Source organism: Arthrobacter sp. CAL618, assembly GCF_000468215.1.
Lineage (GTDB): Bacteria > Actinomycetota > Actinomycetes > Actinomycetales > Micrococcaceae > Arthrobacter_D.
This window is the reverse complement of the sequence record NZ_ASZW01000089.1, coordinates 18,755-31,092: the sequence shown is the minus strand read 5'-3', so window position 1 is coordinate 31,092 and position 12,338 is coordinate 18,755. Positions and strand designations below refer to the sequence as shown.

Here is a 12,338-nt window from a genome sequence, read left to right as displayed (position 1 = left end):
CCCGCCGGGTCGAGCGGCAGCTCCGGGATGATGAAGATAGGCGCGTGGCCGAGATCGGCGTTCGCCAGCAACGTGTGCAGGTCGCTGCGGACTTCCTCCTCCACCCCGGCGGGGACCCGGTCCAGGACTACGGCGAGGAGGATGTCGCGTGCCGCAGCATCGGCCAGCAGTTTCCACGGCACAGCATCGGCGTAACGGTTCGCGGTGGTGACGAAGACCCACAGATCAGCCGCTGCGAGGAGCTGGCCGGAAAGCCGCCGGTTCTCGTCGGCGATCGAGTCGAGGTCCGGGGCGTCCAGCAGCGCGAGGCCCAACGGAATCATCGGGTCGGGCCGGAGCAGTAAGGCCCCTGCACCAGCGGCCAGGGTATCGGCGGGCTGTTCGGTCCCGGGTTCGACGGCGCGTACCCGGCTCAGTGTGGGCAGGACCCGTTGGTCCGAGAACCAGTGACCATCGGCCGGGTGATGCAGCAGGACTGGTTGCCGGGTGGTGGGTCGGATGGCCCCGGAGCGGGTGACTGGATGTCCCACGATGGCGTTGACCAGGGTGGACTTTCCGGCTCCGGTGGATCCGCCGACGACGGCCAGCAGCGGGGCGTCAAGGCTGAGTAACCTCGGAAGTACATAGTCCTCGAGCTGGGCCGCGGTTGCCGACGCGTTGAGCTGGGCGCTGTCCGCGCCATGCACCGCCAGAGGAAAGGACAACCCACGCAGCGCCTCCCCTGTCTGGCGTAGCGTCGCCAGAAGCGGCTGGGCATCGGCGGCAGGAAGGGTGTCAGTCACCACCCCATTCTGCCGTACGGCTCAGGGTGCCTGCGGTAGGGCAAAGAAAAACCCCCGGAATCCATAGGATTCCGGGGGTATCTGTGACCCCAGCGGGATTCGAACCCGCGTTACCGCCGTGAGAGGGCAGCGTACTAGGCCGCTATACGATGGGGCCAGTACTGTGTGCTGTCTGGCCTGCGCCAAACGAGCTAGATGATTGTTTCACATCTGATAGATCCGGCCAAATTGTCCGGATCTAACGCTGGGGTACCAGGACTCGAACCTAGAATGTTGGTACCAGAAACCAGTGTGTTGCCAATTACACCATACCCCAATGGCACATACCGGAGCGCTCCTGACGGAGCATCCGGGCCGCGGAAACCGCTCTGCGCCGAGAGATCACTTTACCGGATGTGCGGCAGTAACTGCAAAACGCCCGCCAGTGAGGTGATCCGGCGACCTGTGAAGTCCCCGGTCCCGGCGTCACGCCGGTCCAGCCACACCCCGATCAACCCCGCAGCGTCGGCGCCCTCGGCGTCGACCACCCTGTTGTCTCCCACATAGAGGGTGCGCTCCGGCAGGGTGCCCAGCTGCCGTGCACCTTCCAGGTAGATCGCCGGATCCGGTTTTGCCACGCCAACCGTGTCGATCCCGACGAGGACCTCGAACCGGGACAACCCCGACCGGTTGAGCTTGGCGCGCTGGTAATCGTGCACATTGTTGCTGACCGCCCCGTAGGGGATGCGTCGGCTCTCCAACGCGTCCAGGAGGGGGACGACGTCGTCGTACGGTGCGAAGTGCAGGGGCAGCGTCGCCTCATACGCGGTGTTCCAGTGGCGGGCAGCCTCACCCTCGAGTGGTTCCTCGACGAAGGCAGCCTGCGCATGCCGGACCCGATCCAGCCGCTGCTCGGTGAAGGTCAACTCCCCCGCGAGGAACCGGTCATAGGAGCCCAGCGGGTCGTGGGCGTACAACCGCTTGTACTCGGTCCAGTCCGCGTCGCTGAGATGCGCGAGGGTGTCCGCCCCCACATGGTGGAGGGTCCTTCCCATCGCGGTTTCCAGATCCACCAGGGTGTCGTCGATATCGAACAACACCCCGGCGATGTCCGGGAGGTGCTCCATGATCAGCCGGCCACGCTTCGGAAGGCGGCGATCCGGGCCAGCGAGGATTCCTTGCCGAGAATGACCATCGATTCAAAGAGCGGCGGCGAGATCCGCTTGCCGGAGACGGCTGTCCGGACCGGGCCGAAGGCCAGGCGTGGCTTCATGCCCAGTTCTTCGACCAGGGCCTGACGGAGCGCATCCTGAATGGTCTCGGTGGTCCAGTCGTCGAGCGGCTGCAGCGCGGCCTGCGCTGCGTCGAGGACTTCCCCGAGGTTTGCTGGCAGACCCTTGCGGGCGTCGTCGGCAATCTCGATGCCGGCGTCGGCGGCGAAGAGGAAACCCAGCATGTCCGGGGCTTCGCCAAGGAGAGTGATGCGCTCCTGGATCAGAGGAGCAGCCTCGATCAGGATCTGGCGTTCGCGATCGCTCAGGGTCTCGCCGAGGAAGCCCGCACCCTGAAGGTAGGGAATGATCCGCTGGCGGAAGTCTTCGGCCTCGAGCAGGCGCACGTGGGTGCCGTTGATCGCCTCGGCTTTCTTGAGGTCGAAACGGGCTGGGTTCGCCAGCACGTCGTGGACATCAAACTTCTCCACCAGGGTGTCAACAGTGAAGATGTCCTCATCAGCCGACAGGCTCCAGCCCAGGAGTGAAAGGTAATTGAGCAGGCCTTCGGGGATGAAGCCGCGTTCACGATGCAGGAACAGGTTTGATTCCGGATCGCGCTTGGAAAGTTTCTTGTTGCCCTGACCCATGACATAGGGCAGGTGCCCAAACAGCGGCATGTAACTGGCGACGCCAATGTCGATCAGCGCCCGATACAGGGCAATCTGGCGAGGAGTTGATGAGAGGAGATCCTCGCCCCTGAGCACATGGGTGATGCCCATCAATGCGTCGTCCACCGGGTTGACCAGGGTGTAGAGGGGAGCACCGTTGGCGCGGACCACTGCGAAGTCGGGGATGCTCCCGGCACGGAAGGTGATTTCACCGCGCACCAGGTCGGTGAAGGTGATGTCGTCGTCGGGCATCCGCAGCCGCAACACAGCACCACGGCCCTCACTCCTGAAGGCCTCCTGCTGGTCCTCGGTGAGGGTGCGGTCGTAGTTGTCGTAGCCCAGCTTCACGTCCCGACCCGCTGCCCGGTGGCGTTCCTCAACCTCTTCGGGCGTGGAAAAGGACTCGTAGAGGTGGCCGGCTGCCCGCAGCTTGGCGATGACGTCCTGGTAGAGATCGCTGCGCTGCGACTGCCGGTAAGGGGCGTGGGGTCCACCCACCTCGACACCCTCGTCCCAGTCAATGCCGAGCCACTTCAGGGCATCCAGCAACTGGGTGTAACTTTCCTCGCTGTCGCGGGCCGCGTCAGTGTCCTCGATCCGGAACACCATCGTGCCCCCGGTGTGACGGGCGTACGCCCAGTTGAACAGGGCGGTGCGGATCAGTCCGACGTGCGGGGTTCCAGTGGGTGACGGGCAAAACCGCACACGCACAGGGGTCTGATCGGTGACAAGGGGGATCTCAGCAGCATTAATCATGATGGGTCCAAGTCTACGGGGCGAGGGGCCCGACCCCGAGCGAAGAGCTAGCCCGCGACGAACCACCAGGCGCCGAAGATGAGCACCGCAACAAGGGCGCCGACTCCGAGCTGAACCCGAAGCGGTGTCTTTGGCCGGAAATAGCGAATGGGCAGGACGGCGGCTGCACCGAACCCCAGCGCTGCGAGAGCGGAGATCCACATCTGGGGCGCACCACCGATGGAGGCCGCACGGGCCAACACCAGCGGCAATGCACAGGCCGCGATGGCAAGGTAGCGCCCCAGCCGGCGGCGCTCGGCGCTCGGGCTCCCCTTTTCCACCGGACCCCGCGGCACCCGCCTCATGGTCAGCGACGCGCCGGGTTGGACAACCGCCCGATACCCTCGATCTCGACTTCGTAGGTCTGGCCTTCGCTAATGAGCCCGACGCCGGCTGGTGTCCCGGTCAGGATCAGGTCACCTGGCAGAAGCGTGAAGGCCTGGGATACGTAAGACACCAGTTCCCGTACCCCCCAGATCATCTGGCTGGTTGAGCCGTCCTGCTTGAGTTCACCGTCGAGCCGGCCGCTGACCCGCAGATTCTCGGTGTCCAGTGCTGTTTCGATCCAGGGCCCAACGGGGCAGGAGGTGTCGAAACCCTTGGCGCGCGCCCACTGGTTGTCGGTTTTCTGGGCGTCTCTGGCGGTGAGGTCGTTGGCGCAGGTGTACCCGAAGACCACTTCGTCCACCCGATCCAGCGGCACGTCCTTGCAGATCCGCCCGATCACGACGGCAAGCTCGGATTCGAAGGAGATTTCGTCGGAGAAGGCCGGCAGCGCAATTGGATCGCCGGGGCCGATGACTGAGGTGTTGGGCTTGAAGAACATCAGTGGTGCTGGCGGAACCTCGTTGCCGAGTTCCTTGGCATGCTCCGCGTAGTTGCGGCCGATCCCCACGATCTTGCTGCGCGGGATTACCGGGGCGAGCAGACGGACATCGGCCAACTGGTGGCGGACGCCGGTGAGTTGTACACCTGAGTAGAAGGGGTCGCCAGCCATGACTGCGATCTCTTCCTGGCCTTCCTCTCCCTCAACCACTCCGAATGCTGGGTCACTGTCAACGACAAATCGGGCTATACGCATGAATCCCACGTTACCGTGACCTGAGCGCCTGTGCAGGAATCAGGCGCTCAGCGGGTAGTAATTCCAGAGTGAATTGCCCCGGACAAGCAAATGACCGTGAACCTGTCCCCAGTGGGCAAGTTCACGGTCATCAGGCAAATGCAGCTCAGTTCGAACTGCGACTACGAGGCTGCACCTTAGTTAGGCCAGTCTCCAATATTCGGCCAATCGCCGATTTTGGTGATGCTGCTCTTGAACCCGATAGCAGCATCGGCAGCAGTCGCTGTGGAGACACCGCCGATCGTGAACACGGCTACAACCAGGAGTGAGGCAAATAGTCTTTTCATACGAGAGTCCTTTGCTTATGCGAGAAAGCGCGAGGCACCGGACCTCACGCAGTTTTATTAGTATACGAACGAAGTACAGGAAACCAAGCGTTTTGAAAGATGAACTTCTAGACTGAGTATCTGCCGGGTATCCCCTAAACTAAGCTCGTGGACTCCTTTTTTCATTGGGAACCACAATGCACGACCCAGAGGTCCACTAAAACCGCACGAAGGGGCTACCACCCATGGCGACCAATCAGCCCGGCGACCAGCTGCTGTATGAGCTGCGGGCCAGAGAAGCGTGGAGCCAACGCGATTACGAGAAAGCACGCGTTATCGCCGGTCAAGCCGTCGATCTGGCCCTCCAGGACGACAACCAAGTCGCATGGTGGAACATGGCCTTCTTCCAAGCCGAGTGCTTTCGAGAGGAAGGCGCCGTCGAGGAATCCGTCAAAGTTGCCGAACTACTTCGCGCACACCCGCTGACAGACCAGTCCCCTGCTCTCGCAGCGCGGGTTCTCACATTGCTTGGCATCGGACTTCAGGGCATCGGCCAGCTTCCATCCGCTGTCGACGCGGCCCGGAACGCTGTCGATCTGGCGGCAAGAGATAACGCTCCTCGCGAACTTTTGATAAACGCTCTGCGTGCCCTAATTGCGACTCTGGCAGAAAGCGATCAGGTAGGCGAAGCATGGAATGAGTGCCTAGTCCTGGCTGCACTGATCACTACCGATACCTCCAGCCAGATCTCCGGAAAAGCGTACTGGGTGATCGGGAATGTCGCTTTCCTCCGACAGGAGGTAGCGGACGGTGCAAAGTATCACCGGCTCGCAGCCGCTCATCTGTCACCCAACAATGACCTCGATTTGTGGGCCCGGTTTAACCGCGCCTCAGCAGCGAAGCGGCTTGCCGCCGGCGTTGTTGACGCTGAAACTCTCGAGTGCATCGAACGCGCTGAGACCGCCAGCTCAATTGTGGGCGGTAACGACCGTGACCAGCTGGAGCTGTCCCTGACCCGGGCTCACTGGCTGGTACTTACGGGCCAGCTCAACGCAGCAGTCAAGCGCCTCAAACCGATCTGTGCCGACAGCACCATCCTGGCTTCGCAGACTGCCGGTGAAGCAAATTTGTTGCTCGGACGTGCGCTGGCCGGGCGCGGCGACGACATTGAGGCAATGAACTACCTCGACGCCGCCAAGGCGAACTTCATCCAGTCCGGAGCCCACGATCGGGCGGCGCACGTCGCAGAATTGATCGAATCCCTCATGCAGCCCGAATCAACCACTACATAGGAGCCAGGCTTCAGCCCTTACGGGGACTCGCTGCGAGTTGCCGTCGGGGTGGGTGTTGCCGACCGGGTGGGCCCTGAGGCGTCTTCATCCTCAAGACCCTCGAGGAGCTCAGTGACGTCGTCGTTTGACAGCCGATCCCACGGAGATCCAGCCGAACCCTGCAGGGCAGCTTCCGGGCTGTCGCCCTGGCTCCACCACTTGCATTCGAACACGTGATTATCGAGCTTGACGAGATCACCGCTCTCATACACCTCTTCCGGATCCCATTCGTCGACGGTTCCGGCGGGAACGGTTGGCGCGGAGACTGGCTTTTCACCCGGCAGAACTGGCCCGATCAGCGTCCACGGCGTCTCATCGGCTCGCAGCACTGGGTTGTCCGGTGTGGAATCTTCGTTCCACCATTTGGCCACATACACGTTGCCATGCCAGACCACTCGCTGCTCGGCCACGTAGGTGGCGTCCTCGGACCAGATAGGGTACGGGCTGGTCTCGGGATTGTCCTCGACCAGTTCCGGAGTGGGTTCGGGCGAGGCCGAAGTGGTGGCGATGGTCTCGGAAGTTCCCTCAAACTCCTGGCCCAGAAGCTGCGCGAAGCTCTGGCCGTCCTGGTCAATTCCGCTGCACCCAACCGAGACCACAGTCACGTCGGCGTAGTTGTCGCTGCAGGTGGCATCACGGTTCAGGGACCACATGGACATCCGGCCAATACCCTTTTCGACGGCGAAGGCGTTCAGACCCGCAGCGTGATCCAGCGAGAACACCTCGCTGACGACGTCGTTCTGGCCGATCATCGGGGTGAGGCCGAGCTTGGTCCAGAGCGCCTGCGGACCGAGTGGCAGATCAGCGCGGCCATAAAGAGTGGACAGCTGTGAGTGGGTGGCTTCGGCGGCGGCAATCGACGCTTCAAGCATGCTCATTGTTTCGGGCCGGCTTTCACCGAAGTCCATGGTCATGATGTTCACCCCGGCCAGGTCCACCCCGCCTTCGAGCATTTGGGTGACCGCGGTGGTCCCCGGCTCGGTCAGGCCCGTCGGAGCAACCGGTAACGTCAGCCAGACGTTCAGGGGCTCATCGGCCGCCAACCGTTCCTGCTGCAGCAGCGCGATAGCCTCAGCCCGACGCTCCCCTGCTTCGGTGTCGAGCAGGTTTTCGCCCTCGACGTCGAGGTCGATCGTGGAGAGATTGTACCGCTCGACTACTGAGGCGTAAGCGTCTTTCAGATCGTTGACGTCGGTGCAGGAGGTAGCCAGCTCGTCATTGTGCAGACCACCGAAGGACACTGCCACTTCCCCGCCGCTCTGCAGCAGACGGGCGATCCGACGATCCAGGTCCATGGTGGATTCGGCTTCATCAAAGGAGTACGCCGCACCCCAGGATGGTTCACAGGGACTTTCCGGGTCGGCAACGACGAACGACAGAACGATGCTGCCGCCCTCTTCGGTCTGCGGGCGTTCAAAGGCGTAAAACGGAGTGGCAGTCGCATCGACGTAGCCGGCGAACCAGGAGCCGCTATCTTCGGCGGCCCGGGCGTCCTCAAACCGGCTCCAGCCGGTGACGGATCCGGCAACCACCGCTGCCACGACACCGATCACCAGCACGAGTCGAACAAACGAGAGTTTCCGACCCGGAAAGTGCCTTGACAATGTGTTCTCCCCAGGGTCGTGGCCCCCGCCAACCGAGGGAAAGTTGAAATGTAAACTGTTACGTCACTAACACACTATAGTGTCGAATCGTAGTGCTAGTGTTGCACCGTCATAGGACGACTGCATCCGGCGTACCGCCGCTGCGTGGGGTCGCTCAATGATCGTAGATCATCCCACTCGTCGGGTGGAAAGGCGAAAGCCATCTGCGATGGGAGCGGCAAAGTCCGATCCTGCAATCGAGTCGCTGGGGAGCGAGATGAAGGATCACAAAGTGGCTGCTGCCTCTGAGCAACAAAGTAAAGAATCAGTCCCGGCCGCGCGCAAGCGCCAGTGGGGTGCCGAGAAGCGGTCCGAGCCGCTCTCCATCGTTCATCCCACGCCGTCGCGTCGAAAGATCGCGCTAGGCCGCCTGGCCATTGTGGCCACCATGGTTGGGTGGGGCTCCTACGTTGTTACCACCATCCTGCGACAGCTCATCGACAACCCCACCGCCGGCTTCCGTTTCCAGTTCGAAGCGGTGTCGTACCTGATTGTCGTCACCTTCCTCACCTTCTCCGCCCTGCTGTACCTGGTGGCACGCCAGGGTGCCCTGTACCGGTTCCGGGACCACAAGCGGGTGCCGCGCGGCGAGCTAGACCGCCACTTCGCCCACTACGACGAGGGCATCACCGTCCTGGTGCCGTCCTACGCCGAAGAGCCACAAGTGGTGCGGGCAACCCTCTGGTCGGCTGCGCTCCAGGAGTTTCCCGACCTACGCGTTGTCCTGCTCCTCGATGACCCCCCGCACCCCACCGATCCGGTGGTGGCCGAACGCCTGAAAATCACCCGCGAGCTGTCCGAGGGCATCGAGTCCCAGTTGCTTGAGCCCTCCACCCGTTTCAACGACGCGTTGACCAGCTACCGTGAACGACTTATGTCGCCGGGCCCAACCGGAGTGGACGAACTCGAAGTCCTCACAAACGAGTACATTGCAGCGGCCACCTGGCTGGAAGACATGGCGGCCCTCGAGCGGGTTGAAGACCACGTGGATGAGTTCTTCGTCGACCTGGTGCTGATGGGCCTCGCCCGGGAGCTCCGCCTGACGGTACTCGGCCTCACCGCAGCGCGTGCGCAGGGCGAGCAGCCCAACGAAGACCGGGTCACTGAGCTGTACCTCCGGCTGTGCCGCATCTTCACCGCCCGGCTGGAAACGTTCGAACGCAAGATGTTCGCCTCGTTGTCCCACGAAGCCAACAAGGCGATGAACCTCAACTCCTACATTTCCCTCATGGGGAAGCGGTGGCACCGCGAGGAGTCCCCGAGCGGAACCATCCTGCGCCCAGCCGAAGGCCCCGCCCAGGTGGATCTGGACGTGCCAGATTCCACGTACCTCCTGACCCTCGACGCGGATTCGCTACTCCTCCGGGACTACTGCCTGCGTCTGGTCTACCTGCTGGAGTCCCCCGGAAACGAGCGGGTCGCAGTAACGCAGACCCCCTACTCCTCCTTCCGCGGAGCCCCGACCCGAATTGAACGAGTCGCCGGCGCGACCACCGACATCCAGCACATCCTGCACCAGGGCATGTCCTACTACGGCGCCACCTTCTGGGTGGGTGCCAACGCCGTGATCCGCAAGGAAGCGCTGATGGACATTCTCGAAGTCGAGGATGTTGGCGGGTTCGAGATCCACACCTACATCCAGGACCGCACCGTCATCGAGGACACCGAGTCCAGTGTTGACCTCGGTGCCCACGGGTGGACGCTGGTCAACTATCCAGAGCGCCTTAGCTACAGCGCGACTCCCCCGGATTTTGGCTCCCTGGTGGTCCAACGACGCCGCTGGGCCAACGGCGGGCTGCTGATCCTTCCGAAGCTGTGGAACCAGCTGCAGGACCGGCGCTACCGCCGGGATCGGATCCTGGTCCGCGAGGTGCTGCTCCGGGTCAACTACATGGCGTCAATCGCCTGGGCGAGCTTCGGGCTGCTGTTCCTCCTGGGGTACCCCTACGACAGCAGGCTCCTCAGTCCATTGGTCTTCATGACCGCGATGCCGTACTTCCTCGCGATGGGTAGCGATCTCCGCGATTGCGGGCACCGCTTCAGCGACATCTTCAGGATCTATGGTTTCAATATTGTGCTGCTTCCGGTGAACCTGGCCGGGGTCCTGAAATCCATCCAGCAGGCCTTCACCGGCGAGAAGATCCCGTTTGTTCGCACGCCCAAGGTCAAGGACCGCACCGCCGCCCCTGCCCTCTACGTGTTCATCCCCTACGCGATTGTCGCGTTCTCCCTCCTGACCCTGTGGCGCGATGTGCAGCAGGGGAACTGGGGTAACGCTGCATTCGCTGCTTTGAACGCGGTGCTGGCGGCTGGAGCAATTCGCGCCTACATTGGGGTAAACAATTCAATTGTGGACATGGTTCTCGGCGTCCTAAACTGGCTCTACGTACCGCCTCGCAAGAAGCGCGAGACGAAGTCACCGGTTATTGAGAAGTCACCTGAAGAAGCAGATTGGTCCTCCATCCTGTACCACGGAGACCGCCGCCTCAACCGTGACCTCCGGGGATCAAACGACCGCCGCCGACGCATTTCTTCGAGGTAGCCGTCAATCCGCTACCTACCTGGTTGGAGGGCAGTCGCAGTCGAAGTGAAGGGGAACATGTCGGCTATCAATGTGCAGAGCGATCAATCAGGCGAAGGCCACCCGGGCAACGTCATCCGGCTGGTCATGCCGAAGGGCGTGGACATCACCGGTGAGATCGCTGAAACGCACGCTGCGCGCGCGCGGTCGATCGCCAATGGCAGTCTACGACCGGTGCTGCTGGAGATCTCGGGGGTCGGGTCGATCAGCCGCGATGCACGGGCAGTCTTCACCAGCTCCCGCACTTCCTCAGCGATAGCCGTGCTGGGTGCCTCCCCCGTGGACCGCGTTATGGCCAACTTTTTACTGGGCGGTGACCCGCCGCCCTGCCCCACCCGTTTTTTCACCACTGAGTCCGAGGCAATGGCCTGGTTAGGTAGTTGCCCGCATGCCTGACAATGAAACCGATCCCCGACTGGCCATGCTGGTCGATGGGATCGTTCGGCTCTCCCGCGGCGATCTCAGCACCCGGATGGAGCCCTCCGCGGCGCGGGACGACGTCGACGCCGTTATCACCGGCTTCAACCTGCTCGCCGAAGAGCTTGAACTGGTGCACCGTGACTTCGAGGATCGGGTGGAGAGCCGCACTGCGATGCTCCACCAGGCGCACCTGGACATGCGCGCCATGGCCATGACTGACGCGCTGACGCAGCTGGATAACCGGATTGCGCTCCTCGCCAAACTGGAGGATGAGCTGGCAGCCGATGGTGATGCCACGCCGCCGGCCCTGATCCTGCTGGACCTTGACTCCTTCAAGGACGTCAATGACAGTTTTGGGCACGACGCCGGCGACCGGGTTCTGCAGGAGGTCGCCAACCGTCTGGTCGGCGTCATCCGGGACACCGATACCGTCGCCCGCCTGGGCGGGGACGAATTTGCCATCCTGGTCCCCGAAGCGACCCTGGAAATCGCGCTCCGGATCGCCAACCGCGCTCTTGCCGCCCTGGGCGACCGCATCTCGCTGGACGAACTGCATGTCTTTTCCCGTGCCAGCATCGGGGTCAGGCTGGCCGAGCCTGGCCAGAGTCCCGAGAGCATCCTGCTGGACGCGGACACCGCCATGTACGTGGCCAAGCGGGAGGGCCGCAGCACCATCAAGGTCTTCGAACCGGTGATGTTGTTGCAGCGGCAGCTCAGAAGTCAGATTGCCTCCGAGCTCCGCGACGCCATCCGGTCGGATCAGCTGAGCCTTCACTACCAGCCGGTGGTCGACCTGCGTGACGGCCGGGTGCTCGGCCTGGAAGCCCTGGTTCGCTGGAACCATCCCACCCGCGGTTTCATCATGCCGGATGAGTTCATCCCGCTGGCCGAAGAAATCGGCGCGGTGATCGAGCTGGACCGGTGGGTGATGGCGTCGGCGATCCGCCAGTACTCGCTGTGGCGCGCGGAAATGGAGCTCGACGACGATTTCCAGCTACGCCTGAACCTTTCGGCTGTCGAACTGCAGCAGCTCGACCTGGTGGACTATGTGCGGGGGCTATTGCGCCGGTTCGACATCCCGCCCGTCGCGCTGGTACTGGAAATCACCGAAACAGCTCTGGTAACGGGCGGCGAGGTGGAAACGTATTCGCTCCTGAGCCTGAAACAGCTTGGCGTGTGCATCGAGATCGACGATTTCGGCACCGGTTACTCATCCATCAGCTACCTGCGGAAACTTCCCGTCAGCATGGTGAAGGTTGATCGTTCACTGCTCAGCGAGCTGTCCACCGGTTCAATCCAGTTCGGCTTCATTGCTGCGATTCTGCAACTCATCCGGGCAGCGGGCCTGGAGGCAGTGTTCGAGGGAATCGAGACCCTTGAGCAGGCCGAGAAGCTAAAGGAAATGGGCTGCGTGGGGGGCCAGGGCTACTACTTCAGTAAGCCGTTGACCGTCGAGGACACCTCAGCCCTCCTGCGTTCCTCAGCGAAGCTGCCCCTCGCCTCCTAGCGGCCGGCTCACCACAATGGCCCCCACCCCCG

Annotated in this window: 11 protein-coding genes and 2 tRNA genes; 4 read left to right on the top strand and 9 right to left on the bottom strand. The window is 62.7% G+C overall.

All coding sequences use genetic code 11. From position 1 onward, the window contains the following. The 8 genes from K728_RS0105465 to K728_RS20870 form a co-directional block, all read right to left on the bottom strand. On the bottom strand, window positions 1-782 hold a 782-nt coding region (locus K728_RS0105465; protein WP_024476096.1), incomplete at its 3' end, for a dynamin family protein. A gap of 84 nt (window positions 783-866) precedes the next feature. Then, window positions 867-939: transfer RNA gene (locus tag K728_RS0105460), tRNA-Glu, on the bottom strand. 87 nt (window positions 940-1,026) lie between these two features. Beyond that, a tRNA-Gln gene (locus K728_RS0105455) sits at window positions 1,027-1,098 on the bottom strand. A 70-nt stretch (window positions 1,099-1,168) separates the two neighbouring features. After that, on the bottom strand, window positions 1,169-1,888 hold the full coding sequence (locus K728_RS0105450; RefSeq protein WP_019483026.1) for an HAD family hydrolase: 720 nt from the start codon (window positions 1,886-1,888) through the stop codon (window positions 1,169-1,171). A 2-nt stretch (window positions 1,889-1,890) separates the two neighbouring features. Continuing rightward, window positions 1,891-3,399: a glutamate--tRNA ligase gene (gene gltX / locus K728_RS0105445; RefSeq protein WP_024476095.1), complete on the bottom strand. Its 1,509-nt coding sequence runs from the start codon at window positions 3,397-3,399 to the stop codon at window positions 1,891-1,893. Between the two features lie 47 nt (window positions 3,400-3,446). After that, on the bottom strand, window positions 3,447-3,719 hold the full coding sequence (locus K728_RS0105440; RefSeq protein ID WP_019483028.1) for a hypothetical protein: 273 nt from the start codon (window positions 3,717-3,719) through the stop codon (window positions 3,447-3,449). A 26-nt stretch (window positions 3,720-3,745) separates the two neighbouring features. After that, window positions 3,746-4,519: a fumarylacetoacetate hydrolase family protein gene (locus K728_RS0105435; protein WP_024476094.1), complete on the bottom strand. Its 774-nt coding sequence runs from the start codon at window positions 4,517-4,519 to the stop codon at window positions 3,746-3,748. 176 nt (window positions 4,520-4,695) lie between these two features. After that, window positions 4,696-4,845 (bottom strand): hypothetical protein, encoded by a 150-nt coding sequence (locus tag K728_RS20870; RefSeq protein WP_156911194.1) that lies wholly within the window; start codon window positions 4,843-4,845, stop codon window positions 4,696-4,698. 224 nt (window positions 4,846-5,069) lie between these two features. Here K728_RS20870 and K728_RS0105420 point away from each other — a divergent pair, with 224 nt between their 5' ends. Continuing rightward, the gene (locus K728_RS0105420; RefSeq protein ID WP_024476093.1) at window positions 5,070-6,116 is read left to right on the top strand and encodes a hypothetical protein; all 1,047 of its coding nucleotides are present in this window, start codon (window positions 5,070-5,072) and stop codon (window positions 6,114-6,116) included. 17 nt (window positions 6,117-6,133) lie between these two features. Here the strand turns inward: K728_RS0105420 and K728_RS0105415 are convergent, their stop codons facing one another. After that, window positions 6,134-7,759 (bottom strand): carbohydrate-binding protein, encoded by a 1,626-nt coding sequence (locus K728_RS0105415; protein WP_024476092.1) that lies wholly within the window; start codon window positions 7,757-7,759, stop codon window positions 6,134-6,136. Between the two features lie 256 nt (window positions 7,760-8,015). On the opposite strand from K728_RS0105415, the gene K728_RS0105410 reads away from it, so the two are divergent. From K728_RS0105410 to K728_RS0105400, 3 genes are read left to right on the top strand one after another with little or no spacing between them, the layout of a single operon-like run. Then, a complete protein-coding gene (locus tag K728_RS0105410; protein ID WP_050994955.1) occupies window positions 8,016-10,340 on the top strand; it encodes a glycosyltransferase family 2 protein in 2,325 nt (774 codons plus the stop codon). Window positions 10,341-10,397: 57 nt separating this feature from the next. After that, a complete protein-coding gene (locus K728_RS0105405; protein WP_019483034.1) occupies window positions 10,398-10,775 on the top strand; it encodes an STAS/SEC14 domain-containing protein in 378 nt (125 codons plus the stop codon). Continuing rightward, a complete protein-coding gene (locus tag K728_RS0105400; protein WP_019483035.1) occupies window positions 10,768-12,306 on the top strand; it encodes a putative bifunctional diguanylate cyclase/phosphodiesterase in 1,539 nt (512 codons plus the stop codon). The genes K728_RS0105405 and K728_RS0105400 overlap by 8 nt, the downstream gene beginning before the upstream one ends. Window positions 12,307-12,338 lie beyond the last annotated feature (32 nt).

Coding starts and splice junctions, on each gene's coding strand:
- K728_RS0105450 (WP_019483026.1), bottom strand. CDS start 1,888: ATGGAGCACCTCCCGGACATCGCCGGGGTGTTGTTCGATATCGACGAC.
- gltX (WP_024476095.1), bottom strand. CDS start 3,399: ATGATTAATGCTGCTGAGATCCCCCTTGTCACCGATCAGACCCCTGTG.
- K728_RS0105435 (WP_024476094.1), bottom strand. CDS start 4,519: ATGCGTATAGCCCGATTTGTCGTTGACAGTGACCCAGCATTCGGAGTG.
- K728_RS20870 (WP_156911194.1), bottom strand. CDS start 4,845: ATGAAAAGACTATTTGCCTCACTCCTGGTTGTAGCCGTGTTCACGATC.
- K728_RS0105420 (WP_024476093.1), top strand. CDS start 5,070: ATGGCGACCAATCAGCCCGGCGACCAGCTGCTGTATGAGCTGCGGGCC.
- K728_RS0105410 (WP_050994955.1), top strand. CDS start 8,016: ATGAAGGATCACAAAGTGGCTGCTGCCTCTGAGCAACAAAGTAAAGAA.
- K728_RS0105405 (WP_019483034.1), top strand. CDS start 10,398: ATGTCGGCTATCAATGTGCAGAGCGATCAATCAGGCGAAGGCCACCCG.
- K728_RS0105400 (WP_019483035.1), top strand. CDS start 10,768: ATGCCTGACAATGAAACCGATCCCCGACTGGCCATGCTGGTCGATGGG.